This window comes from Gordonia jacobaea, assembly GCF_965344965.1.
GTDB lineage: Bacteria > Actinomycetota > Actinomycetes > Mycobacteriales > Mycobacteriaceae > Gordonia > Gordonia jacobaea.
On the sequence record NZ_CBDRLS010000003.1, the window covers coordinates 548,411 to 573,149 of the forward strand.

Here is a 24,739-nt window from a genome sequence, read left to right on the forward strand (position 1 = left end):
CCGCATTCTCCCCATATCCGCCGTTTTACTGAACTCGGACATGGTCGTTGCGATATGTGAACAAAAGTTGTCGCGGGATCGACGCTGATGCGGCCACCCGACCACGAGTCGGGTGACCGCACCACCTCAGCGCTTGAGCGGGCTGTAGAAAACCAGTCCGTTTCCTTTGTTGTCGTAGACGACCGCGCGACGCTCGTGTGCGTCGTCGTACGGGCCCTTGATGATGGCGCCACCGCTTTCCTCGACGGCCTTCGCGTCGCCGTCGACGTCGTCGGTCTTGATACCGACCACCACCTTGCCCGGTATGGGATGGTCGACGTCGGTTGCGAGCGCAAGTGTCAGCGATCCGCCGTCGAGGGCGGCGAAATGCGCCCCGTCCCGAAACTTGAGCGCCATGCCCAACGTCTCGCTGTAGAACTTGATGGAATCGTCGAGATCGTCGGTCGACAGAACGATCATGCGGACTTCGTGGTCACTCACGTTGGCCTCCTTTGGCCGAATCCAGCTTGCTCAGCGTGGGCCCCAACCCCGTATTCGACGCTAGTGCAACCGACAGCCAGACGAATGGGACTTTCGGTCCGCACCCGAGGGCTGCGCACCGGACAATCACAGACGCCGGAAATACAGGCAGACCCCGGAAATACGGGCGGCTCCCGACCTGATTCAGGTCGGGAGCCGGTGTCGTCTGACCGCGCGTCAGCTGCGAACGGAGTCGAGCGCCTCGTTGAACGTCGCGCTCGGTCGCATGACCGCAGCCAGCTTGTCCGAGTCGGGAGCGTAGTAGCCGCCGATGTCGACCGCCTGGCCCTGCGCCTTGTTCAGCTCGGCCACGATCGCATCCTCGTTGTCGGCAAGCGTCTTCGCGAGCGGCGCGAAATGCTTGGCCAGTTCCTCGTCGTCGGTCTGCTTGGCCAGTTCCTCAGCCCAGTACATCGCGAGATAGAACTGGCTACCCCGGTTGTCGAGCTCGCCGGTTTTGCGCGACGGCCCCTTGTTGTTCTCCAGCAACCGGCCGGTCGCGGCGTCGAGCGTCTTGGCCAGCACCACGGCCTTGGGGTTGTCGTTCTTCTTACCGAGGTCCTCGAGACTGACCGCGAGGGCGAGGAACTCACCGAGCGAATCCCACCGGAGGTGGTTTTCCTCGAGAAGCTGCTTGACGTGCTTGGGCGCCGACCCTCCCGCGCCGGTCTCATACAGGCCGCCGCCGGCCATCAGCGGGACGATCGACAACATCTTGGCGCTGGTCCCGAGTTCGAGGATCGGGAAGAGGTCGGTCAGATAGTCGCGCAGGATGTTGCCCGTTGCCGAGATCGTGTCGAGGCCGCGGATCAGACGTTCCATCGTGTAGCGGATGGCACGAACCTGCGACATGATCTGGATGTCGAGGCCCTCGGTGTCGTGATCCTTCAGGTAGGTGTTGACCTTCTTGATCAGCTCGTTCTCGTGCGGGCGGTAGGGATCGAGCCAGAAGACCACCGGCATTCCCGATTCACGCGCACGTGTAACGGCGAGCTTCACCCAGTCGCGGATCGGAGCGTCGCGCACGATGCACATACGCCAGATGTCGCCCTCTTCGACGTCCTGCGACAGCAGGATTTCGCCGGACTCGAGGTCGACGAAGTTCGCGACACCGTCGGCCGGGATCTCGAAGGTCTTGTCGTGTGATCCGTATTCTTCGGCCTTCTGTGCCATGAGTCCGACGTTGGGCACCGTGCCCATCGTGGTGGGATCGAACTGTCCGTTGGTCTTACAGAAGTTGACCATCTCCTGGTAGATCCGCGAGAACGTCGACTCGGGGTTGACGGCCTTCGTGTCCTTGGGTCGGCCGTCGGCGCCGTACATCTTGCCGCCCGCACGGATCATCGCGGGCATCGAGGCGTCGACGATGACATCGCTGGGGGAGTGGAAGTTCGAGATGCCGCGCGCGGAGTCGACCATCGCGAGTTCTGGCCGGTGCTCGTGGCATTTGTGCAGGTCGTCGATGATCTCTTCCTTCTTCGACGCCGGCAGCGATTCGATCTTCGCGTAAAGATCAGACAAGCCGTTGTTCACGTTGACACCGAGCTCGTCGAACAGATCACCGTGCTTGGCGAAGGCTTCCTTGTAGAAGGTGCGCACCGCGTGGCCGAACACGATCGGGTGGCTGACCCGCATCATCGTCGCCTTCACGTGCAGCGAGAACATGACACCCGTCTTGTAGGCGTCTTCCATCTCGTTCTCGTAGAACTCGATCAACGCCTTCTTGCTCATGTACATGCTGTCGATGACGTCGCCGTCGAGCAGCTTCACTTCCGGCTTCAGCACGATCGTCTCGCCGCTGTCGGTGACGAGTTCCATCTTGACCTTGCGGTCGCCCTGCACGGTGATCGACTTCTCGCCGTGGTAGAAATCGCCCTCCCGCATGTGTGCGACGTGGGTACGCGATGCCATCGACCAGTCACCCATCGAATGGGGGTGCTTCTGTGCGTACTCCTTGACGGCCCTGGGCGCGCGACGATCCGAATTACCCTCACGCAGAACGGGGTTCACGGCGCTACCGAGACACTTGGTGTAGCGGTCGCGAATCTCCTTCTCCTCTTCGGTCTTCGGATTGCCGGGATAGTCGGGGATGTTGAACCCCTTGGCCTGCAGCTCCTTGATCGCTGCGAGCAACTGCGGCACCGAGGCGCTGATGTTGGGGAGTTTGATGATGTTGGTGTCGGGTTCCTGGGTCAGGCGCCCGAGCTCGCCCAGGTGATCGCCGACCTTCTGCTCGTCGGTCAGGTAATCGGGGAACTCGGACAGGATGCGCGACGCAACGGAGATGTCGGACGTCTCGACGTTGATGTCTGCGGCATCGGCGAACGCCCGGATGACGGGCAGAAAGGAGTAGGTCGCCAACATCGGCGCCTCGTCGGTCAGGGTGTAGATGATGGTCGGTTGCTTGTCGCTCATAACCTGCCTTCGCTCTCGAGTGCGGTCGCCCGACACAATGGGTCGTGTGTCTCAACCGCTGGCCACGCGCGGGTGTGCACGTCCAGCGTCAACCCTATTCGGTCGGCGAAACCCGTGCCGCATGTGCTCGCGAAATGAGCTGGGTCGCGTCGTGATCGCAGGGTGTCCTCGCCCACTGTGGTGCGCTCGCGACGACGCCGCAGGGCCATGGCAGACTCGACCGCGGTCCGTGAACGAGGTGCAACCGTGAGGTGACGATGGTGAACTCTGCCGTGGATGGGGCTCTGACGCTGACCGACACGTTCGAGGCAAACCGCTCGATCCAGCGCTCTGCCGCCGTCCGACTGTTCGCGGCCTCGAACTCGGCCCTGTACGTCACGCTGATGGAACGCCACCTCGACTTCGGAACTCGCCACACCGAGTCGGAGCTCGCTATTCGCCTAGACCGCGACATCGCCGCACTCGGCACGTCAGACCAGCCCGCCGGGCTCGATCTCATCAAGTCGTGGGCTAAGCAGGGGTGGCTACACCGTGTGACCGACGTCGCGTCGCCGTCGGCGCCCAATGTGTGCTTCCTGAGCACCGAGGCGCGTTCGGTGATCGCGTACATGCGTCGGTTGCGGCGCGAGGACAGCGTCGCGACCGGAGGGTCGATCATGGGCGTGGCCGCCGGTCTGCACCGGGTTGCCACGCAGGTGACCGACGATCCCGAACGAATCCGCGAAGACATCGAGAACCAGATCGACGAACTCGACGCCGAACTCGTCGAACTCAATGAGGGCCGCCGTCGACCATTCGACCTGCGGGGTGCCGAGGATGAGGCTCGGGCGATCGCGTATCAAATGGAACAGATCATCACCGACATCGGCCAATACGGCGCGATGCTCGATCGGATCACCACAGCGCTGCTCGACGACCCGCACGACTCCGACCTCGCCTATCGCGATCGGCAGCGTCAGATGTTCGACGACTATGAGTCGCTCCTCGAGTCGTCGCAAAGCGCCTCGTATCACGCCTTCACGCAGATGATTCAGGATCCGATGCAGCGCGCACGCCTCATCTCCGACATCGAGCTCGTCGTCGACAGGCTGCCGAGCATCGATACCGGTCTGCGGGCAGTGATGGAGAATTTCTTCCCGTTGGTCAGTGAGCAGATGGCCGAGGTCGGGCGGATCAGGCAGCGCTGTGCCCGTCGAATCCGACGGTTCGTCGCATCGGGAACACTCGAGCAGAGCCGTGGCGTCGCCCGACAGCTCAACGACGCGCTGGCGACAGCGAATGAGCTACTCAAGGATTCGCTCGCCGACCGTCGACTCGGCTACGAGTTGCCTGTCGCAACGCCGCAGGTGACGTCGATCGGTCGGCTCGCGTTCGAAATCCGCAATCCGGCACCGCCGGAGCAGGCACGTCCCGCAGACGGACGCACCAACCTGGCATCGTTCGCGTCGCTCGCGGGGCAGGTCGACACGGTGGAACTCGCCGACGTCGTGAACGACAAGCTGACATCGGGACCGCTGTCGTTGAGCGACGCGATCGCCGCGCTCGACGAGCCGTACCTCGCGCACGTCATCGTGCTGTGGTCGTGGGCCCTGCGCCAGCCTCGGGAACCACAGCGCCAGCCTCGGGAGTCGCAGCGCCAGGCAGGGGCGGGGTCGTCGTTTGTACGGTTCCGGTCGCTGGAGGGCGAGGACCGCGCGATCGAAGTGCCGACGCTGATGTTCAGCGAGCCCATCCCGTCCCAGTCCAGCGATACCGATTCGATTCTCAGCACGGAAGCCGACGCCTGATGACGAGCACCGACAACACGAACACTGACACCACCGGCCCGAACACGCCCGGGGCAACGACGGACACCTCGGTCTCCTCCGTGCCCGCCGACGAGTTCGCCGGATACGACGATCTGCCGACCGCGGCGACGCACGGAAGAATCGACGGACCACGCGCTCCTCGATTCGACGGCGATGTCTCGGCCATGCCCGATCGCGCATGCTGGGCGTTGCAGAATCTCCTCACGCGCAGGCACGTCAGCGGCGACCGCAACCCGCAATTGTGGGCGTGGGTCACCGAGTATCAGGACCTGCTCCGTAGTCGGCTGTCAGAGCTCGACCTTCGACTGCGCCTCGTCGACGAGCTCCAAGTCGCGTTCGTCGAGCAGGCTGGATACGAGTCACGTTGGGGTAGAAAGATTCTCAAGCGCGAGACCATCCAGACCTACGACGCGATTCTCGCCTTGCACCTCGCCAAGTTCCTGCGCTCGTCGCGCGAAGAGACAGCGATCATCACCCGTGAGGAGATCCACGAGATGTTCGCAGGCGTGACCAACACGATCGATCGTGATCTCGCGTTGTTCGACAAGCGGATCGAGCGGGCGATCGACAAACTCGAGGAACTCGACTTCTTGCGCCGACACCGCGACGATCCCGATACCTTCACCGTCAGCCCAGTGATCACCGCTGTCATGACCGCCTCGGTGATCACCGACCTGCAGCATCAGTTCGAGCAGTTCATCGGCGCCGGCGACACCGGTGACGATCTCGCGGTCGACGCCGATTCGCTAGGCGCAGAGGGCAACTCGGCGCCGACCGGCCAGTCGGACTCCACCGACGAATACTCCGACGACGAAGGAGACGAGTGGTGAGTGATCTCGACAAGCTCGATCAGCGGAGCACACCCGATCGCGGCGAGGGGGACGAGCAGTACTACCTGTCGCGGTTGCAGCTCATCAACTGGGGCGTCTTCGACGGCTACCACTCCATCGGGTTCAGCCCGGGCGGCGCGCTCATCACGGGTTCGTCGGGAAGTGGCAAATCGTCACTGCTGGACGCGATCTCGCTGGCCTTCCTGCCCGATCACCGCCGCAACTTCAATGCCTCGGGCGATACCACCGCGGCCGGCTCGTCCGGCGGTCGACGCACCGTCGGCAAATACGTGCGCGGCGCGTGGGGCGAGCGTCGCGACGCAACGGGAGCGCACCGCGAGATCATGTACCTCCGCGGAAGCGGCCCCGCGTGGGCCGCAATCGCGGTTACCTACACCTCGACGTCGGGCACGGCCATCACCGGGCTTGTTCTGAAATGGCTTGGCGCGGGCAAACTCACCGATGCGCACAGCGCGTACTTCATCCACGACGGTGACATCGACATCGTGGACGCCTGCAACGAGTGGGCCGCCAATGGTTACAGCGCTGCGCGGTTCCGCGATCGCGGTTGGCAGGGCGGTCCGGGAGAGGGCAAGTACCTGTCGACGCTGTACTCGTTGATCGGCATCCGCGGCTCCGATGCCGCACAGCAGTTGCTCGGAAAGGCCAAGTCGCTCAAGAGCGTCGGCGGACTTGCGCAGTTCGTCCGTGAGTTCATGCTCGACGAACCCACGAGTATCGCGGGCATCTCCGACGCTCTCGAGCAGATCGATCCACTTGTCGAGGCGCGTGAACTCCTCGATGTGTCCCGGCGTAAGCGCACCATTCTCGACAACGTCGAGGCGATGCAGGAACGCTACGCGGCGGAGTCGGCGACGTTCACCGTGCTCGACACCATCGAGCCAGAAGTCGTCCGCTCGTACGTCACCAACCTGCGGCTGCACAATGCCGAACCCGAGATTGCCGACCTCGACGATCAGATCGCCCGGCTCGATTCCGACCTCGCCGCACTCAACTCCCAACACGATCAACTCCGCCAGGATCACAGCCACCTACTCGGTCGGATCGCGACGTCGACGGGCGATCTCGCGCCGCTGCAAGAACAACTCTCGACGGCGCAGAAGGCAAGCAACGAGGCATCGATCCGGCGCGCCACGTACGAACACAAGATCTCCGCGCTCGGATTCGACATTCCTGAAGACGGCGAAGCGTTCTGGGAGCTGCGTGAGCACCTGATGGAGGAGGCCACCCGACTCGACGGTCAACTCGAGGCCGGCAAGCCACATTTCGCCGAGACGCTCGCCACCGAGGTGGCCGCGCGATCCCAACGCGACGCTGCCCGTGACGAGCTCGAACGTGTGCGCCACGCCGGTTCCGCGCTGCCCCGCGCCGAGCACGAGATGCGTCGAATCATCGCCAGCGCACTCCAACTCGACGAGTCCGAACTGCGGTATGTCGCCGAACTCGTCGAGCTCGAACCTTCCGCCGAGCGGTGGCGACTGGCCGTCGAGAAGGTCCTGCGTAACGCCGGGCTGCGACTCCTGGTGCCGGACAAGCACTTTGCGGCCGCGCTCAAATTCGTCAACGAGCACGACATGCGCGGACGGATTCAACTCCACCACGCAGAGACGCGTCCCGCGCCGATGGTGGAGCCGGGCACGCTCGGGGCAACGCTACAGGCGGCCGAGCCCGACCACCCGTGCACCAACGAGGCGCTCACGATCCTCGCCAAACTCGGCAACTACGTGTGCGTCGATTCCACCGCCGACTTCGTCGAGCACACCAAGGCCGTCACCGACCGGGGTCTCCGCAAGGATTCGGCCAAACTCGCCATCAAGGACGACCGCCAGCAGTTGCGTCCGTCCCAGTACATCTTCGTCGGAAACGTGAGCGCGAAAATTGCTGCGCTGCAAGAAGAACTCGAACTCGAAAACGAGCTGTACGAACAGGCGCGAGCTCGCAGCGCCGAACTCGATCGGGAGCGCACCGCCAAGGAACAGCGACGCGACGCGTACCGACGAGTCTGTGAGCAGTTCGCCGGGTGGAACGAGATCGACCTCGACACCGCGGACGATCGCGTCGACGCGCTCACCGAACAGTACGAGCTCCTCATGGAGGAGAATCCCGACACCGAGGCACTGCAACGCAAGGCCGAGGACATCTGGGAGCAGGTCCGCGCCGCCATCTCGCAGGCGGCACTTGTGCGTGACAAGATCGCCACGCACGACAAGCGTCGTACTCAGCTACTCGATCTGGTCGACCGGTTGAAGATCGAACCCGTGTCTGCCCACGCAGAGGCGACACTCGATCGCTTCCGTGAGGAGTCCGCGGCGGTGCTCGACGTACTCGCACCGGATCCGTTCCGCCAGGATCTACTCAAAGCCGTTGGGCGCGAGCGTGATCGGATGCGCGCAGACACTCGCCGCTCGCGCGACGAGTTGGGGCGAATCCTCGACGCCTACGACAAGGAGTTCCCCGACGCGATCCCCAACGACAGCGACGATTTCGACGAGCGTGTCCACGACTACGTCGCGCTGTGTCGCCGCATCGACGAACGCGAGTTGCCTGCCGCCTACGAACGGATGCGACGACTCATCACCGAGCAGGCACCGGGCGCAATCCTGAGCCTGCACATGGCGGCCGAAGCCGAGGAGCGCCGCATCGTCGAACAGATCGAGCGAGTCAACTCCGGACTCGGCTCGGTCGCCTTCAACCGCGGGACCCGCCTGCGGCTCTGCCCGGGCCGCAAAACGCTCGCAGCGGTTGCCGAACTGACCGACAAGGCGCGGCAGATCTCGTCGCGCACCGCCGCCGTCGGATTCGGCGACGAGGAGGCGATCCTCGAGCAGTACGCCGACATCCTGCTTCTCCGTGAACGACTCGCCGGCGCAACGCCCGAGGACCGTCAATGGACGCGAGACGCACTCGACGTGCGTAACCGATTCGACTTCTACTGCGAGGAACGCGACGCCGAGACCGGCGAGACCATCCGCACATACAGCAACGCGGGTGACAACTCCGGTGGTGAGCAGGAAAAATTGATGGCGTTCTGTCTCGCCGGGGCGTTGAGCTTCAACCTGGCGAGTCCGCACGGCAAGGGAAACCGCCCCATCTTCGCGCAGCTGATGCTCGACGAGGCGTTCTCGAAGTCGGATCCCCAGTTCGCGCAGCAGGCTCTTGCGGCATTCCGCAAGTTCGGCTTCCAGTTGATCATCGTCGCGACGGTGCAGAACACCAGCACCATCCAGCCCTATATCGACAACGTCGTCATGGTGTCGAAGACCGAGGACGTCAACAGCCGTCCCATCGCCACCGCGATTTCGACGTCGATTCAGACGTTCTCGGATCTGCGCCGAACCAGTTCGAGCCGCCTGCCGGTGTGAGTGGTCGGGCGACCACCGACGAGAGAGCCTCGGCTGGCAGGCGCCAGCCGAGGCTCTCGTAAGTCAGATCGCGTGTCGCGTCAGGACGCGTAGTCGTAGAAGCCCTTGCCCGACTTCTTGCCCAGGTAGCCGGCCTCGACCATGCGACGCAGCAGCGGCGGCGGCGCGTAGTGGGGCTGACGGAACTCGTCGTACAGCGATTCCGCGACGTCGAGAACGACGTCGAGTCCGACGGTGTCGCTGAGCGTCAGCGGACCCATCGGGTGGCCGCAGCCGTTCACCATGCCGGTGTCGATGTCTTCCTTGGTGGCGTATCCGCTCTCGTACATCCGGATCGCGTCGACGAGGTAGGGGATGAGCAGGGCGTTGACGACGAACCCGCCGCGGTCGCCTGCCTGAATCGTCTTCTTGCCGAGGTGATCTCGTGCGTACTCGGTGACCGTCGCCACTGCTTCCGGCGAGGTTGCCAGGCTGGAGATGATCTCCACGAGCGGCATGACCGGCACCGGATTGAAGAAGTGCACACCGACAACGCGGCTGGGATCGGCGACGTCCTTGGCGATCCGGATGATCGGGATCGACGACGTGTTCGTCGCGAGAATCGCTGTGGGGGCGGTGATCTTGTCGAGCTCGGCGAAGAAGCCCACTTTGAGTGCCTCGATCTCGGGCAGCGCCTCGATCACGAGCTCACGGTCGGCGAAGTCGGAGACCGACGTGGTCAGCGAAAGACGCGCGAGCGCCTGTTCGGCGTCGTCGGCGCTGATCTTCGACTTCGAGACCGCACGGTTGATCGACTTCTCGATGCGTGCGCGGGCCGCGTCGGCGGCAGCCTGGTCGCGCTCGAGCACGAGTACGTCGTCACCCGCGCGGATCGCGATCTCGGCGATACCGGCACCCATCGTGCCGCCGCCGACTACTCCGAGCTGTGTCATGGAGCTCCTCCAGATTGTGAAACGTGGTCGCAGGTCAGCCTACTGCGCGGGTCCCTGACACCCGGATCCAGAGTCCGCCACTTATCGAACCCGGCGCACCTCACCACGATGCGACGGCGTCAGATCATGTTCTTCCTGGTGAGCCAGTGCATCACCGGCCAGCCGATGAACACCGGAAGCCAGCAGGTCAGTACGCGGTAGAGGAGCACACCGGGGACAGCGACCGCCGAAGGGACGCCGAACGCAGCCAAGCCACCGATCAGTGCCGCCTCGACGGCACCGACACCACCCGGGGTCGGTGCCGCAGACGCCAAGGTCCCACCGACCATCGTGACCACGGTCACCGTGATGAACGAGACGTGTCCGCCGAACGCGTGCACGCTCGCCCAGAGCGCGAGCGCACCGCCGAGAGTCGTTGCACCGCAACCCAGTGTGATGATCGCGAGCCGTTTGGGTTCACGCGCCACCGCCCGCAGATCCGCGAATACCTCGATCAATCGCGGCCGCAGCGAGGTGCCGAGCCAATGGCGAAGCGTCGGGATGAACAGGAACAGACCAATCGCACCGAGCACGATGCCCGCGACGAGGTAGAGCACCGTCGCCGATGGAACGAAATGCGACAGGTTGGCCGACGTCCCCGCGATCGCAGTGAAGAACAACAGCAGCACCACGTGCACGATGACCTGCACGCTCTGCTGCAGCGCGACAGCCGTTGTCGCCCGAACACCCCCGAGGCCCGCCTTCTGCAGAAACCGCGTGCTCAGCGCGAGCCCGCCGACGCCGGCCGGAGTTGTCGTCGCGGCGAATGTGTTGGCGAACTGCATGACGGTGAGCTTCCACATACTGGTGAGACCGTCGGCGCACGCCCATAGTGCAGCCGCCGCACCGACGTAGGTGAGCAGCGACGCCGCCAGACCGGCCGATGCCCAGGCCCAGTCGAGGGTGCGCAGCTCACTGAAGAAGGTCGGCACCGTACTGATGAACGGGTAGGCCACGTAGACCAGCGCCACCAGCAGGACCAACTGGATGATCTGGGAGCGACTGAACCTCGTGATGGTCTCGGCACGGATCTCGTCCGCGCCTGTCTGCGACCGGATCTCGTCGCGCGCCGACGACAGCACCTTCTTCGCGTCGCTCAACTGATCACGAATCCGCCTCGGCAATGCCGACGAGCTCAACCGACGCGATGCGATCAGGACCGCGTCGGCGCCAAATGCATTGATCGCCGCGGTAACGGCCGGCTCGGGACCGTAGAGATCGGTTGTAGTGGCGAGCAATTGAGCAATGTCGGACTGAAGCTGGACGTCGGTGGCACCGAACTCCGAGAAGTGAAAACCACCGAACACGATGTGGCCGTCAATCACGGTGATCTGCGTAGCTCGAAGGTCTCCGTGCGAGATCCGCTCCGAATGCAGTGTGTGCAACGCGGACCAGATATCGGCCACCGCGACGTCGTCGCTGCACCTGTCGAGCGGGGTCCCGCGGGGCGGTGTGCCCGCGTACATCGTCCAATCCAGATCGAGGGGCGCAACGGCTACCGTGCAGCTATTCGCCAGATCGAGGTCGTTGACGACGACCGTCATGAGTCCACGGTGCTCGACCATCCGATGCACGGAAAGCTGCAGGGGCGCGGTCTCTTCCGAGCGCAACCGGATCTTGCGCCAGAACTCTCGCAGCAGACCTGCACTGCGCTGATTGGGTCCATACAGATCGACGATGATGTCCTCGTCCGCGTGGGCGACGAGTTCGAGCGGACCGCGACTGGCCGGGCGGACCACACGGAGCGCGGTCACGCGCACACCCCGTTGCTCCAGCATCCGTACCGCATCTTCGAGCGGCACGACCAGCGCGGGCGTGCCCGCAACCCACACGACGAGTGAGCCGACGAACCATCCGGTCGCGAGTCCCAAGACCGCGCGCGCTGGTACGACGGCGCTGACCACGAGGTGGATGGGGACGAAGGCCAGGAGCAGGATCCACCACCAGCGTCGCCAGCGCGCAGGTAGCCACGGTCCCGACACCGTCAGCACCGCGGCGAGCATCGCGATCCACCGCGGATCGTCGAGGAACTGCGACAGGAGCGAATCGAGTCGTTCGTTGCGATCGAAATGCCACGTCGGCGCGGCGATGCCGTTCTCGCTGACCGACAATGCGAGGAAGCTGATCGCCGCTGCCGTCGCGTATGCCCAGAGCAGGCGCCATTGGCGGGCGGCAAGCAAGCCGACGAGGACCATGAACGGCAGTGCCAGAATCGCCAGGCCGTAAGCCAGATAGACCAGCCCGGCCTGGGTGGGGGTCAACACTCCGACGATGTCGGAGATCGACTTCTCCAATGCCACCCAGTCACCACGGGTGATCAGAGAACTGACGATGACGACGATCAGAACGATGGCCGCGGTGATGAGACGAAGGATGTCCGACGTGCGCCGCGTCAGCGGTTGCAGCAGATCACCGGATACGGTGATCTCGCGTCCGTCGACATCCATCGGCTGTTCGTGTCTTCCCACGTTTTGGCACGCCAGCGGTCTGCCGGGCGCGTAGTAAGACCCCAACATATCCGGAGATGTGCTTACAACCCGGGAGGCGACGGGTTACCGAGCCGCACGCGCTCTCTCGACAACCAGCGCACCGAGGCTCGCGAGATCGGCGTCGGCGTGGGATTGCCTCACGTAGATCTGGAGGTCGGCGACGGCCTGCGCGTGCTCGGCGTCGTGCACCAGCGGACCGGGTCCCAGCGCGCGCCCAACCCGGTCGATCACGGAGCTCGCCCGCTGTTCGGCCGACCAACGAACGCTGAAAGCGCGCCTCCTGGCCGAGTCGATGTCCGACGGGCAGGCATCGACCTCCCGTGCAGCGGCGTCGAGCAGTGCGACAGCCGTCGCGATCTCGGCCTCCACGGCGCCCAGGTGCATCAGCACGATGTCGGAAAGTCCGCTGTGCGCCGACGCCGCCTTGGCGTACAGCGCGTCGGCAACCTTCTGCGTACCGCCGACCCAGCACGCTGCGACACCGATTCCTCCGTGCCAGAATCCGGCGCGATCAAGGTAGGCGCCTGGCTCGCCGACCGGTCGTCCGACGACGCCGTCGAGGACAACGGTTCCGGTCTCCGTGCGGTCCATGCCCGCGTTGGTCCAGTCGGCCGATTCTCTGCGGACACCCGCCGCGTCGAGTTCGACGGCGAAGAGTCGACGCTCGCCGGACGCACATCCGCCGTCGACGACGTCCGCGGTGATCAGTGCGTGATCACACGACAGGACCCCCGAGCACCACGGCTTTGCTCCTGTGAGAAGCCACCCGCCTCCGCGACGAAGCTCAGCGGTCACGCGCGGTGCGGGAGGCTCCGCGGCCCACACACCCCAGAACTCGCCGGGTTCGGTGCCACGGCCGGTCAGCTCCCAGAGGATGGCATCGGCGTCGAGGTGTGCTTCCACCAGCCGCCCGACGGCGATGTCGATGTGACAGAGCTCCCGCAGGGCTTCCCATCGCGTCCCCGTGTCGCCCGCGCCGGGAAGCGGGACGCAGACGCCATCGCCGAGGAGATGGCGTGCTCGCGCTGAGGCGTCGTCGATCATGCGAAGCCGCCCGTCGGAGAAGGGGCGAGCTGAGGCGGGTCGGGGAAAGGTGCGGCGGGGGAGGGTGCGGCGGGGCGCGATGCGGAATCGAGCGAGCGAAGGTGAGCGGCGAATCCGTGCTCTGCTCGACCACGAGCACGGGTCGATGTGATCACAGGCGCGTGATGCGACGCCACGACCCGCGCACCGAAAGCGCGGACACGATGAATCAATTCGACGTCCTCTCCGTGCGGTAGCGGCGAGAACCCGCCCACCGCGTGATAAGTCGCGGCGCGCATTCCGAGGTTCGCGCCGTGGATGTGACTGTGGCCCTCTTCGTTTCGATACGACTCGGTGTATCGACGCTCGACGTCTCGCGTCCATCCCGTCCACCCGTCGGGCGTCACGGTGCCGAGGAAGCAGTCGGCGCCCTGGTCGGCGAAGTGAAGTTGCTGTTGGAACCAGTGTGGCGGAACTCGGCTGTCGGCGTCGGTGCTGGCAAACCACGTCGCAGCGTCGTCGACGGCGCCATGTCGCGCGAAGCCTTCTCGTCGTGCAGCCCCCACGGAGCCGAACGAACACGAGATCACTTGCACGCCAAGGGGTATGCGACGCGCGGTCGCGTCCGTGCAGTTGTCGAGGACTACCGTCACTGCCACTTCGTGCGGCGTGTGGCGTGCCGCGACGAGGACACTGGTCACACAGTCGGCGACGAGATCTTCCTCATTGTGTGCCGGCACGACTACTGCAATCCGGTTGACGACCGTCGAGACAGGGAGAGTAGAAGCACGCACATGGCCCCCAGGATGGGTCGGACTATCGTGATGCCCATTGGCTGAAGGCGTGGTTACCCAACTCTAGCCCGCACGCGCTCGAACGGTCATGTTCAGTGAGGTCACGCGGCACTTTCGAGTGCGAGCAGAGCCGACTTGACCTCCAGCCCACCGAGGTAGCCGCCGAGCGTCCCGTCGGTGCGCAACACCCGGTGACAGGGAACGACAACGGGCAACGGATTGGTTGCGCAGGCCGTTCCGACGGCGCGGATCGCGGCAGGATTGCCCACCCGCTGAGCGAGTTGCTTGTACGTCGTGGTCTGTCCGTACCCGATCCGCGGCAGGTAGCGCTGCACTTGCTCCCGGAAACCCGACGACAAGCGATGATCGAGAGCCAGTCCGAACTCCTGTCGGCGTCCGTCGAAGTACTCGTCGAGCTGGGCGGCGGCGTCGTCGAGCATTGCCGGCACTCGCAGAATTCGTGGTCCGATCTTGTCTGCCAGATCTTCGAGCACGGTGTCGAACCCCTCGTTCTCGAACGCGACGCGCACGAGTCCTGTGTCTGTCGCCGCCAACAGCAGTGTCCCGATGGGGGTGTCGACGGTCCGGTAGCCCACGTCGAGGAGTCCTTGTTGCACTGCACCGATTTCCAGTCGTGCGTGTAGGGCGGTGAGATCTCCGACGGAGACCGGAAAGTCGTCCATGCCGAGATCAGTTGTGTTGTCGTTCATGGTGTTTCGTGTCCTCGTTGGTCGTCGGCATCGATGTACACGCGTCGCAGTGTTTTCATACCGTCGGCAGCAGCTCGCCGGACGGCATCGGGTGTGCTGCCGAGCAGTTCAGCGGTCTCGGCGTGGGGCAACCCGCCGATGTAGTGGTAGGCAATGGCGAATCGTTGACGGTCGGGGAGTCGGGCAACCGCATCCCACACTCCCGAACGATCGGAGGGCACAGCACGCGGGTCCGGCGTCTCCGGGATGGCATCGGTGGGGAACGGACGACGCTGTCGACCTCGGATGATGTCGATGGCCTTGCGTTGGGCGACTCGCACCAACCACGCCTCGACATTGATGTCGTCGGCGAGGTCCGGCCAGGCGCGCAGCGCGGCCAGAAACGTCTCTGACCAGGCGTCATCGGCGTCGGGTCCGACACCGAGGCTGGCCCGGCAGACCCGTAACACCGTTGCGCCATGCGTTGCCACAGCACGTTCGAAAGGTTCTTTCATGTCCATCACACGGTAAACGCCGCGGAACGTCAGAACGTGAGATCGGGTCCCGCGGCTGTCAGAACAACATCGATGCCCGGACCTCTGTCGGCTCCTCCAGTTCGAGGAGATGCCGCTTACGCTCCAGCCCGCCTGCGTAGCCGGTCAATGAACCGTCGGCTCCGATCACCCGATGGCAAGGGATCACCATGCCAACAGGATTGCTTCCGACGGCCTGTCCGACCCGCTGAGCCTGCCGCGGCATTCCGATCTCTGCGGCCACCTGCCCGTAGGTCGTGGTGGTGCCATATGGGATGGCGCGCAACGCATCCCATACCGCTTGGTGGAACTTGTCGCCGTGAGTACGCACCGGGAGATCGAAGTCAGTTCGGTCACCCTCGAGGTACTCGAGAAGTTGCGATGCCGCGGCGTCGAGCAGCGCATCGTCGTCGACGTGGCGGCCGAACTCCGCGTCGTCGGGGCGACGTCGCTGATCGGAGAAGTAGATCCCGGTGATCGCATCACCCGTCGCGACGATGGTCACCGCACCCAGGGAGGTCGTGACCAGGTCGTATCTCGCCGTGCTCGTCGTGTGTGCATTTGTCATTTCCGTACTCCTTGTGTCACCGCACCGTGCTGTTCTTGCCCTGCAGTCGCACAAGTGGGGACAAACGTGAGGCTCGCGTGTGGCGTCCGCGACCGGTGGACGTGCCACCGGTGAGTCGTCACGGGTCTTTGTCGTGTTGTCTGCTCGCGCCGCTTGCGTCAGGGTCGATCTCGGCAGCGGCCGGATTGTCGAAGGAAACCTCGATCTCCTCGAATCCCTTGCTGCGCTGCGCCTGCGCCTGCGCGGTGTATGCGGCCTCGTCACCGGGGGTCAGGACCACGTTGTCGGTGAATGGCGTCAAAAGTGAACGAGGATAAAGCTTGTCGACGCGGACCGCGTTGCTTTCCACGCAGAAGATGACCAGCACCGCCGCGACGTAGAGGAAGGCCAGCAGCCCCAGCACCACAGCGAACACACCGTTGGTCGCACTCGATCGCACGATCACTCGCTGAACGTAGACACTGCCGAACGTTTGCAGAGCCTGCCAGCACAGCGCTGCCGCGATCGCTCCGGGCAGTACGTCGCGCACGCTCACCGAACGCGCAGTTCCGATGACGAACGCGATGGTGAAGACTGTCGCGTACAGGACCACCGACGCGATAATGGCGAGGGGCCTACCCACCGAGCCGAGGTCGACCGCGGCGATTACGCCGTTCAAGACGGTCAGACCGATGATCGAGCCCCCGATCGTCAGCAGGAGCACAGCCCCTTTGAGACGCGCCTGTATCGGATTCGGCCTCTCATTTCTCGGGACATTCCAGATGATGTTCATCGCATTCTGAATTGCCACGGCCACCCCGAGTCCGCCGTAGATCGCGCCGATGACGCCGATGGCGACCGCCACACCGCTGCCGCTGATCGTGCCTGTCTCGCGCAGTTGCGACCCGATGACAGGTATTTGCGACAACGCGGAGTCAAGGATTCGTTGCTCTAGTTCCGGGTTGTCCCGCAGAACAATTCCCAGAATCGATGTGAAAACAAGGAGCAGCGGAAACAGCGAGACGAAGCCGTAGTAGGCGATCAGTGCTGCAAGGTATCCGCCCTGGTCGTCGAAGAACTTGTAGAGCACAGCGAGCGGGTATCCGGTCCTTGGATGCCGGTGTTGAAAGTTGTCGATTCGTTCGGGAATCGACAACCGTTCAGATCGTGACAACCGCTCGCCTCTCTCGCCTCCGAGTGGCGACGTTCCGAACTGGCCGCAACCCGCCCACCAGCGAATGCGACTGGCCGCGATTTCCGCCGTCTGGCCTTGTTGAATCCTATTCCGAAGCGTCCCATTCAGTCAGTGCGGCTCGCCGGGGCGACGAGCGCCAAACCCTGACAAAGACAGCCGACGACCCTTACCGCACCGAGTGCTGGTAAGGGTCGTCGTTGATCGTTGAAGCTGCTCCGACGCGACTACTGGGTCGGAACGACCTTGCCATTCACCGTGACCTCGACGGTGTTGGTCGACGAGTTCCAGGTGATCTTCCCGTGCTCGAACGTCGAGGTCTTGACGCCGCCTTCAGTGGTCTCGTCGCTGGTTGCCGTGCCGAGCGGACCCTGCGATCCGCCCTTACCGTCAGCGGACGGGTTGCCCTCGGCATCACGCTTGACGTTCCACGCGTCGCGGATCTTGCCCCAGGTGATGTACGCCGGGGTTGCCTCTTCGCCGTTCTTTGCAGTGATGACACCGCCGGCGAACTGCTGGAACACGACGCCGTTCGAGCCAGTGCCCGATGCGTCTGCCCCGGTGCTCGGTGCGCCCAGATCGGTCTTTTGCTGTTCGGTCGCCGCCTGATACTTCGCTGCGATCGGTCCACTCAACGTGACCGTGCTGCCGTCGGCAGCTTTGAGCTCCACGGATGCACCGGCAGCCGCCGATCCTGACATCCCCGACATTCCCGCCATGCCGGATTCGCTTGCCGACACCGACGACGACGCCGCCGAACCCGAATCGTTGTCGTCGCTACAACCGGCAGCGACGAGCGCGACTGCCGACGCCGCTGCAACGACACCGGCGATACGACGAGTGGTCTGCTTCATTGGTTCCCCTTCGGTTCGAGACTCTCGAGCACTACACGGTTCTCAAGACCGCATTCAGGACCGTAAGCACACTGGCGGCAGCGATCGACCAGAAATCGGGGACTGGTGCAGTGTTGCAACATCAGCCTGGCAAGGCCGACGTAGCGGACATCGATCGTGTCCCAATCGTGAGTTCCACGTCGAAGCAACCCCGCTATAGGGCTGCGGAATATGTCGGGACAATCGATAGTTGAAGGAGTCGACGGTGCCGGATTCATTGCCCCAGGTCCCAACCTTCACCGCTTCGAGCGGATTATTCGCCGAGAGGCGCATTGACCGACACCGTCCATCCAGAAACCACCGACCGCACCGGTCGGTGGTTTCTTGTCTGTCGGGCTGTGGATGCCGGCCCACGATTTTCGGTGACCTGCCGTCGTACTGTGGCGCACCTGTCCGCGCTGTGCGGAGGGAATGACAGGTCACACTGTCCGGGAACCACAACAATTCATCTCGATCCGGAACACTGTCCGCAACCAGCCGACTAGCGTCGAAGTTGTTCGAGTTCGATCCTGACGCGGGCGCATGATGTCCGACGACGAAAGGCGAGACGCACGTGTACCGAAGTAACGGAAATTTCGAGGCATTCGGACGGCCGGAGAAGCCTGCAGATGTCGACGGCAAGAGTGCCTACTTTGTCGGTTCCGGACTCGCGTCCCTGGCCGGCGCGGCGTTCCTGATTCGTGATGCACAGTTGCCGGGCAACAAGATAACGATCTTCGAGGAGCTCGGACTTCCCGGCGGCAGCATGGATGGAATCCTCGACGAGCACAAGGGCTTCATCATCCGCGGTGGCCGCGAGATGGAGGCGCACTTCGAGGCCCTCTGGGATCTCTTCAAATCGATCCCGTCGCTCGCCGTGGAAAACGCGTCGGTGCTCGACGAAATGTACTGGCTGCACAAGGACAATCCCAGCTCCAACCCGGCACGCGCGATCCATAATCGGGGCGAGAAGATCGACCAGATGAAAGACCTCACCCTGACGCGGGGTGCCGCTGAGGAACTCATGAAGCTGGTCCTCACGCGCGAAGAAGACTTGCAGGACAAGCGCATCGACGAGGTCTTCGGCAAGGAGTTCTTCGAATCGCACTTCTGGCTCTACTGGGCGACGATGTTCGCGTTCGAACCGTGGGCGAGCGCACTCGAAATGCGGCGCTACACCCTGCGTTTCATCCACCACATCTCCACGCTGGCCGACCTCACGTCGTTGCGCTTCACCCGCTACAACCAGTACGAGTCGCTCATCAAGCCGTTGGTCGCCTACCTCGAGGGCAACGGGGTCACCTTCGTGTACAACACGCAGGTCGACAACATCGAGCTCGACAGCTCCGGCAGCAGCAAACTCGCCAAGCGAATCCTGCTCACCGAGAACGGCGAATCCAAGACCATCGACCTGTCCGAGAACGACATCGTGTTCGTCACCAACGGGTCGATCACCGAGTCGTCGACCTACGGCGACAACGACACACCCGCACCCGTCGTCACCGACAAAGGCGGCGCATGGTCGCTGTGGAAGAACCTCGCCGCCCAGGATGCCTCGCTCGGTCACCCCGAGAAGTTCTGCGAGAACATCCCCGAGGCCAACTGGTCCATCTCGGCTACCGTCACGCTCACCGACGACAAGATCTGGCCCTACATCGAGAAGATCACCGGTCGCGACCCGCGCAACGGAAAGATCGTGACCGGCGGCCCCTGCAACATCGCAGACTCGAGTTGGCTCTACGGGTTCACCGTGAGTCGTCAGCCGCACTTCGAGGCGCAGGACCCACAAAAGGAGATCGTGGCGTGGATCTACGGCCTGTTCTCCGACAAGCCGGGCGATTACGTGAAGAAGACGATCAGGGAATGCACGGGAGCAGAACTCTGCGCTGAGTGGCTCTACCACCTCGGCGTTCCGGAGGATCAGATCGACGATCTGGCCCACAATTCGGCGTCGACGGTTCCGTGCAACATGCCCTACATCACGTCGTACTTCATGCCGCGCGCACTCGGCGACCGTCCGCTCGTCGTACCCGAGGGTTACAAGAACCTCTCGTTCATCGGCAACTTCTCCGAGACCGAGCGTGACACGGTCTTCACGACGGAGTACTCGGTGCGCACCGCCATGGAGGCCGTGTACACACATCTCAACGTCGACCGTGGCGTTCCCGAGGTCTTCGACTCGTCGTTCGACATCCGCGTGTTGCTTTCGTCGATCTACTACCTCAACGACCGAAAGCCGTTGAGCGAGATCAAGTTCCCGCTCATCGAGAAGCTGATCGGCAAGGCCGCGCTGAAGAAGATCGAAGGCACCTACATCGAGCAGTTGCTCCAGGACGCCAAACTGGTCTGACGGCACGCGAGGACGAGCACGCCGACGCCGCGACCCACCAGGTCGCGGCGTCGGCTTGTCTGCGTCTGCCATGATCCGCGTAGATTGACGGAATGCCGTCGTCGAAGGACTCCGCTGGTCCGTCTGAACCTGCTGGTCCGTCTCACCCCGCTGGTCCGTCCACAACCGTGCAGATCGATCGCGATGACGAGATCGTCATCCTGCGACTCAACCGGCCGGATCGGCTCAACGCCTTCACACATGAGATGGGCGAGGAGATCAAGGCCGCACTCGCCGCCACCGACGCCGACGATTCCGTGCGCGCCGTCGTGATCACCGGGACCGGCCGGGCATTCTGCGCGGGCGCCGACCTCGAGGCCGGTGTCGACACGTTCGTCCACGGCGAGACCACCCCCGGGGTCGTTCCGCCCGACTCCGGGGGGCAGACCGCGCTCCGAATCTTCGATTCTTTGAAGCCCGTGGTGGCGGCGATCAACGGCCCCGCGGCGGGTGTCCGTGTGACGATGACGCTGCCCGCCGACGCCCGCATCGCGTCCGACGACGCGAAGTTCGGCTTCGTGTTCACCCGTCGCGGCTTGGTGCCCGAGGCGTGCTCGTCGTGGTTCCTGCCACGCCTCGTCGGTATCCCGACAGCGCTCAAATGGACGTACGGCGGCCAGATGGTCAGCGCCACAGAGGCATTGGACGCCGGCCTGGTCCAAGAGGTCGTCCCCAAGGATCACGTCGTCGACACCGCGATCGCCGTGGCACGCGAGATGACCGCCGACAGCGCCCCCGTGTCGGTTGCTCTCACACGTCAGTTGATCTGGCGAATGGCCGGTGCGCCGAGTCCTCGCGACGCGCACGAGGCTGACTCGAAAGCGATCTTCGTCAGGGGTTCGATGCCCGACGTCGCCGAGGGCGTGACCGCGTTCCTGGAGAAGCGTCGAGCCGTGTTCACCGACAAGGTGTCGAGCGATCTGCCCGAGATCTTCTGATCTCGACGAAACCCACCCACCAGTGAATCCCACCTCTTCGACCGAAAGGTACCCATGGCCGACGTCGACGTAAGTGTCGAGTCGAATCTCTCACCCGAACAGGCGTGGAATCTGGCGTCCGACCTCTCGCGGTTCCCCGAATGGATGACGATCTTCGGCGGTTGGCGCAGTGAACTGCCTGACCAGATCACCGTCGGAACCCACGTCTCGTCGCTGATCAAAGTCAAAGGATTTCGCAACGTCATCCACTGGACGGTGACCGAATATTCTGAGCCGGAGACGATTTCACTCTCGGGGCACGGGATCGGCGGGGTCAGGATCGGTCTTCGAATGACAGTGACGAAGACGACGAACGGTTCGCGATTCCACCTCAATGCCACTCTCGACGGCGGCCTACTGAGCGGCCCCATCGGCCGCCTCGTCGCCAAGGTCATCACCTCCGACGTTCGCCGCTCCATCGAGAATCTCGCGGCGCTCCACTGATCGAGGAGAAGACGTTCGCTATGCCCGACATGAGAGATTTTTCTATCGGGCGATAGGCTCCATGATGGTGTCCGGCGGCCTGACCGGCCGTTTCGGCGAGCGCATGGAGGTGTGAGGTGTCGTTCTTCGACGAGAAGGTGCAGGATCTCTACGACGAGGTGGTGGCCCGCAACCCCGGCGAGGTCGAGTTCCACCAGGCGGTACGCGAGGTGTTCGACAGCCTCGGCGCCGTTCTCGTCAAACACCCGCACTACGCCGACGCGGGGATCATCGAGCGCCTCTGCGAGCCCGAACGTCAGATCATCTTCCGGGTTCCGTGGGTCGACGACACCGGAGCAGTTCGTATCAATCGAGGTTTCCGCGTCGAATTCAACTCCGCGCTCGGGCCGTACAAGGGTGGTCTGCGGTTCCATCCGAGCGTGTACCTCGGAGTGATCAAGTTCCTCGGCTTCGAACAGATCTTCAAAAACGCGCTCACCGGCCTCCCCATCGGCGGGGGCAAGGGCGGAACGGATTTCGATCCGAAGGGTCGATCCGACGGCGAGATCATGCGGTTCTGCCAGTCGTTCATGACCGAGCTGTATCGCCATATCGGTGAGCACACCGACGTCCCGGCAGGTGACATCGGCGTCGGCGGTCGCGAGATCGGCTACCTCTTCGGGCAATACAAGCGCATCACCAACCGCTACGAGTCAGGCGTACTGACCGGCAAAGGACTGTCGTGGGGCGGCTCGCAGGTGCGGACCGAGGCCACCGGCTATGGCGTCGTCTTCTTCGTGCGCGAGATGCTCAACGCCAGAGGACAAGACCTCGACGGCAAGCGCGTCGTCGTCTCAGGCTCCGGCAACGTCGCGCTCTATGCGATCGAGAAGGTCCACCAGCTCGGCGGGCGAGTTGTCGCCTGCTCGGATTCCGGTGGCTACGTCGTCGACGAAGACGGGATCGACCTCGAACTCCTCAAGGAGATCAAGGGTGTTCATCGCGGGCGTGTCTCCGACTACGCCGAGAAGCGGGGTGCACCAGCACATTTCGTGTCCTCGGGATCGATCTGGGACGTGCCGACAGACATCGCCATTCCCTGCGCCACCCAGAACGAACTGGATTCCGACGACGCCGCGAGCCTCATCGCGCACGGCTGCACCATCGTCGCCGAGGGCGCCAACATGCCATCCACGCCGGAGGCGATCAAAGCCTTTTCGTCGTCGGGCGTCCTGTTCGCTCCCGGCAAGGCCGCCAACGCCGGCGGTGTCGCGACGAGCGCACTCGAGATGCAGCAGAACGCTTCTCGCGACTCGTGGAGCTTCGAGCACACAGAGCTACGACTCGCACAGATCATGCGCGGCATCCACGAGAATTGCCTGAGCACCGCCGACGAGTACGGAGCGCCCGGTGACTACGTGCTCGGCGCAAACATCGCAGGTTTCACCCACGTCGCCGATGCGATGCTCGCGCTCGGGGTGATCTGAGGCGGCGCCCATCAGCGCGATCGCGGCTGATCGGCAAGCCTCTCGCGGACCGTCCACCGCGGTTGCTGATTCGTCCGCATGGTTGCCAAGAGTCGACGCCTTCGGCACGGTGGAGGTATGAGCGAACACACGAGTGTCACGGTAGAACGAGTCATCGACGCACCGGCCGACCAGGTCTTCGACGTGCTCAGCAATCCTCGGCGCCACCCGGAACTCGACGGTTCGGGATTCGTCCGCAGCGTCGACCACGCCGATCGGATTCAGGAGGTCGGCGACGTATTCACCATGAACATGGAGGGCGCGCACATGGGTGGTGAGTACAAGACCGACAACCACGTCACCGGCTACGCCAAGGACAAACTTCTGGCGTGGCAGACCGCACCCGCCGGCACCGAGCCTCCCGGATGGGAGTGGGTGTGGGAGCTCGAAGCCCAGGGCCCCGACAAGACGCTCGTGCGTCACACCTACGACTGGTCGAAGGTCACCGACAAAGATCTCCTCAAGAAGGTCAGCTTTCCGCTGGTCACCGAAGAACAGCTTGAAGACACTCTGGGGCGTTTGGCCGCGGCGGTCAGCGGCTGAGACTCAGGCGCGCCATCACCGATGAGTTCCGCGCTGGCGCATGGTCAGTCGTAGGGTGACTGCGATCAGCAGTCGCTGACGACGAGGACAAGGAGTCTGACGATGGCACGCAAGGCGCAGGTACGGGTCGACCTGATGAACGTCTCACTCGACGGCTACGCCGCAGGCGACCACATCACGCTGGACGAACCGATCGGCGGCGCCGGGGAACTGTTCGGCAACTTCGACGGACGCGTGATCGCCGGTGTCCAGAATGCGGACGCACCGATCAGTGCTGACCGCGTCTTCTCCAGCGTGTGGGGTCAGGGTGTCGGCGTGGAGATCATGGGCCGCGGCAAGTTCGGGCCACAACAGGGCGAGTGGCCCGACGACGGGTGGCGCGGATGGTGGGAAGACGAGCCCCCGTTTCAGACTCCGGTGATCGTGTTGACCCACCATGAGCGCGAACCCATCACGTTCGACAACGGAACCGTCTTCCACTTTGTCGACGCCTCTCCTTCGAAAGCGCTCGAACTCGCCCTCGACCTCGCCGAGGGGCGCGACGTGCGAATCGGCGGAGGACCGTCGACCGTGAATCAGTTCCTCCGCGACGATCTCGTCGACTTCATGCACCTCTCCATCAACCCGATCGTGCTCGGCGGGGGAGTGTCGCTGTGGTCAGGACTCGGCGGGATTCACACACGCTTCGACATCGAGTCCGTCCCGACGTCAACCGGGCTGATCCATCAGTTCTGGAATCGCAAATAGGGACCAGGAATCGTAAGCAAGGCCCAGTCTGCTTCTCGCTGGCTAGACTCATTCGATCAGCGTCGATGA

Annotated in this window: 20 protein-coding genes; 9 read left to right on the forward strand and 11 right to left on the reverse strand. The window is 63.8% G+C overall.

Annotated elements, in window-relative coordinates; translation table 11 throughout:
• Window positions 1-126 precede the first annotated feature (126 nt).
• Window positions 127-480: a VOC family protein gene (locus ACRVY7_RS13140; RefSeq protein ID WP_005203020.1), complete on the reverse strand. Its 354-nt coding sequence runs from the start codon at window positions 478-480 to the stop codon at window positions 127-129.
• Between the two features lie 216 nt (window positions 481-696).
• A complete protein-coding gene (locus ACRVY7_RS13145) occupies window positions 697-2,934 on the reverse strand; it encodes an NADP-dependent isocitrate dehydrogenase (protein WP_431817347.1) in 2,238 nt (745 codons plus the stop codon).
• A gap of 257 nt (window positions 2,935-3,191) precedes the next feature.
• On the opposite strand from ACRVY7_RS13145, the gene ACRVY7_RS13150 reads away from it, so the two are divergent.
• Genes ACRVY7_RS13150 through ACRVY7_RS13160 form a run of 3 tightly spaced genes read left to right on the forward strand, consistent with a single transcriptional unit; the run spans window position 3,192 to window position 8,955 of the window.
• Window positions 3,192-4,721, forward strand: coding sequence for a DUF3375 domain-containing protein (locus ACRVY7_RS13150; RefSeq protein ID WP_431817348.1), 1,530 nt, complete (start codon window positions 3,192-3,194; stop codon window positions 4,719-4,721).
• Window positions 4,721-5,572, forward strand: a complete 852-nt coding sequence (locus ACRVY7_RS13155; RefSeq protein ID WP_431817349.1) for a DUF4194 domain-containing protein — start codon at window positions 4,721-4,723, stop codon at window positions 5,570-5,572. The genes ACRVY7_RS13150 and ACRVY7_RS13155 overlap by 1 nt, the downstream gene beginning before the upstream one ends.
• Window positions 5,566-8,955 carry an ATP-binding protein gene (locus ACRVY7_RS13160; protein ID WP_431817350.1) on the forward strand — a complete coding sequence of 1,130 codons (3,390 nt, stop codon included), beginning with the start codon at window positions 5,566-5,568 and terminating at the stop codon, window positions 8,953-8,955. Before ACRVY7_RS13155 ends, ACRVY7_RS13160 begins: the two co-directional genes overlap by 7 nt.
• 80 nt (window positions 8,956-9,035) lie before the next feature.
• Here ACRVY7_RS13160 and ACRVY7_RS13165 read toward each other — a convergent pair whose 3' ends face one another.
• The 9 genes from ACRVY7_RS13165 to ACRVY7_RS13205 form a co-directional block, all read right to left on the reverse strand.
• Window positions 9,036-9,887, reverse strand: coding sequence for a 3-hydroxybutyryl-CoA dehydrogenase (locus ACRVY7_RS13165; protein WP_049697421.1), 852 nt, complete (start codon window positions 9,885-9,887; stop codon window positions 9,036-9,038).
• A gap of 119 nt (window positions 9,888-10,006) precedes the next feature.
• The gene (locus tag ACRVY7_RS13170; RefSeq protein WP_431817351.1) at window positions 10,007-12,373 is read right to left on the reverse strand and encodes a lysylphosphatidylglycerol synthase domain-containing protein; all 2,367 of its coding nucleotides are present in this window, start codon (window positions 12,371-12,373) and stop codon (window positions 10,007-10,009) included.
• A 105-nt stretch (window positions 12,374-12,478) separates the two neighbouring features.
• Window positions 12,479-13,459, reverse strand: a complete 981-nt coding sequence (locus ACRVY7_RS13175) for an acyl-CoA dehydrogenase family protein (RefSeq protein WP_431817352.1) — start codon at window positions 13,457-13,459, stop codon at window positions 12,479-12,481.
• On the reverse strand, window positions 13,456-14,232 hold the full coding sequence (locus ACRVY7_RS13180) for a glycosyltransferase family 2 protein (RefSeq protein WP_431817353.1): 777 nt from the start codon (window positions 14,230-14,232) through the stop codon (window positions 13,456-13,458). The genes ACRVY7_RS13175 and ACRVY7_RS13180 overlap by 4 nt, the downstream gene beginning before the upstream one ends.
• Window positions 14,233-14,333: 101 nt before the next feature.
• Window positions 14,334-14,942 (reverse strand): methylated-DNA--[protein]-cysteine S-methyltransferase, encoded by a 609-nt coding sequence (locus ACRVY7_RS13185; RefSeq protein WP_431817354.1) that lies wholly within the window; start codon window positions 14,940-14,942, stop codon window positions 14,334-14,336.
• Complete coding sequence (locus ACRVY7_RS13190; protein ID WP_431817355.1) at window positions 14,939-15,436, reverse strand: RNA polymerase sigma factor; 498 nt, start codon at window positions 15,434-15,436, stop codon at window positions 14,939-14,941. Before ACRVY7_RS13190 ends, ACRVY7_RS13185 begins: the two co-directional genes overlap by 4 nt.
• Window positions 15,437-15,494: 58 nt before the next feature.
• Complete coding sequence (locus ACRVY7_RS13195; protein WP_431817356.1) at window positions 15,495-16,022, reverse strand: methylated-DNA--[protein]-cysteine S-methyltransferase; 528 nt, start codon at window positions 16,020-16,022, stop codon at window positions 15,495-15,497.
• A gap of 118 nt (window positions 16,023-16,140) precedes the next feature.
• A complete protein-coding gene (locus ACRVY7_RS13200) occupies window positions 16,141-17,157 on the reverse strand; it encodes a YihY/virulence factor BrkB family protein (protein ID WP_431817522.1) in 1,017 nt (338 codons plus the stop codon).
• A 263-nt stretch (window positions 17,158-17,420) separates the two neighbouring features.
• On the reverse strand, window positions 17,421-18,047 hold the full coding sequence (locus ACRVY7_RS13205) for an LGFP repeat-containing protein (RefSeq protein ID WP_431817357.1): 627 nt from the start codon (window positions 18,045-18,047) through the stop codon (window positions 17,421-17,423).
• Window positions 18,048-18,639: 592 nt separating this feature from the next.
• Here ACRVY7_RS13205 and ACRVY7_RS13210 point away from each other — a divergent pair.
• The 6 genes from ACRVY7_RS13210 to ACRVY7_RS13235 all read left to right on the forward strand — a co-directional run bounded on the left by ACRVY7_RS13210 (window position 18,640) and on the right by ACRVY7_RS13235 (window position 24,670).
• Window positions 18,640-20,415, forward strand: a complete 1,776-nt coding sequence (locus ACRVY7_RS13210; protein ID WP_431817358.1) for an oleate hydratase — start codon at window positions 18,640-18,642, stop codon at window positions 20,413-20,415.
• 92 nt (window positions 20,416-20,507) lie between these two features.
• Window positions 20,508-21,392, forward strand: coding sequence for an enoyl-CoA hydratase-related protein (locus ACRVY7_RS13215; RefSeq protein WP_431817359.1), 885 nt, complete (start codon window positions 20,508-20,510; stop codon window positions 21,390-21,392).
• A gap of 54 nt (window positions 21,393-21,446) precedes the next feature.
• Complete coding sequence (locus tag ACRVY7_RS13220) at window positions 21,447-21,875, forward strand: type II toxin-antitoxin system Rv0910 family toxin (RefSeq protein ID WP_049697430.1); 429 nt, start codon at window positions 21,447-21,449, stop codon at window positions 21,873-21,875.
• A 116-nt stretch (window positions 21,876-21,991) separates the two neighbouring features.
• Window positions 21,992-23,341: an NADP-specific glutamate dehydrogenase gene (gene gdhA, locus ACRVY7_RS13225; protein WP_431817360.1), complete on the forward strand. Its 1,350-nt coding sequence runs from the start codon at window positions 21,992-21,994 to the stop codon at window positions 23,339-23,341.
• Between the two features lie 117 nt (window positions 23,342-23,458).
• Entirely contained in the window at window positions 23,459-23,923 is a 465-nt protein-coding gene (locus tag ACRVY7_RS13230; RefSeq protein WP_005203059.1) for an SRPBCC family protein, read from the forward strand.
• Between the two features lie 102 nt (window positions 23,924-24,025).
• Complete coding sequence (locus ACRVY7_RS13235; protein ID WP_431817361.1) at window positions 24,026-24,670, forward strand: dihydrofolate reductase family protein; 645 nt, start codon at window positions 24,026-24,028, stop codon at window positions 24,668-24,670.
• Window positions 24,671-24,739 lie beyond the last annotated feature (69 nt).

Bases quoted from the DNA above. Each gene is read 5' to 3' on its own strand.
- ACRVY7_RS13145 (WP_431817347.1), bottom strand. From the start codon at position 2,934: ATGAGCGACAAGCAACCGACCATCATCTACACCCTGACCGACGAGGCG.
- ACRVY7_RS13150 (WP_431817348.1), top strand. From the start codon at position 3,192: ATGGTGAACTCTGCCGTGGATGGGGCTCTGACGCTGACCGACACGTTC.
- ACRVY7_RS13155 (WP_431817349.1), top strand. From the start codon at position 4,721: ATGACGAGCACCGACAACACGAACACTGACACCACCGGCCCGAACACG.
- ACRVY7_RS13165 (WP_049697421.1), bottom strand. From the start codon at position 9,887: ATGACACAGCTCGGAGTAGTCGGCGGCGGCACGATGGGTGCCGGTATC.
- ACRVY7_RS13170 (WP_431817351.1), bottom strand. From the start codon at position 12,373: ATGGATGTCGACGGACGCGAGATCACCGTATCCGGTGATCTGCTGCAA.
- ACRVY7_RS13175 (WP_431817352.1), bottom strand. From the start codon at position 13,459: ATGATCGACGACGCCTCAGCGCGAGCACGCCATCTCCTCGGCGATGGC.
- ACRVY7_RS13185 (WP_431817354.1), bottom strand. From the start codon at position 14,942: ATGAACGACAACACAACTGATCTCGGCATGGACGACTTTCCGGTCTCC.
- ACRVY7_RS13190 (WP_431817355.1), bottom strand. From the start codon at position 15,436: ATGAAAGAACCTTTCGAACGTGCTGTGGCAACGCATGGCGCAACGGTG.
- ACRVY7_RS13195 (WP_431817356.1), bottom strand. From the start codon at position 16,022: ATGACAAATGCACACACGACGAGCACGGCGAGATACGACCTGGTCACG.
- ACRVY7_RS13205 (WP_431817357.1), bottom strand. From the start codon at position 18,047: ATGAAGCAGACCACTCGTCGTATCGCCGGTGTCGTTGCAGCGGCGTCG.
- ACRVY7_RS13215 (WP_431817359.1), top strand. From the start codon at position 20,508: ATGCCGTCGTCGAAGGACTCCGCTGGTCCGTCTGAACCTGCTGGTCCG.
- ACRVY7_RS13220 (WP_049697430.1), top strand. From the start codon at position 21,447: ATGGCCGACGTCGACGTAAGTGTCGAGTCGAATCTCTCACCCGAACAG.
- ACRVY7_RS13230 (WP_005203059.1), top strand. From the start codon at position 23,459: ATGAGCGAACACACGAGTGTCACGGTAGAACGAGTCATCGACGCACCG.
- ACRVY7_RS13235 (WP_431817361.1), top strand. From the start codon at position 24,026: ATGGCACGCAAGGCGCAGGTACGGGTCGACCTGATGAACGTCTCACTC.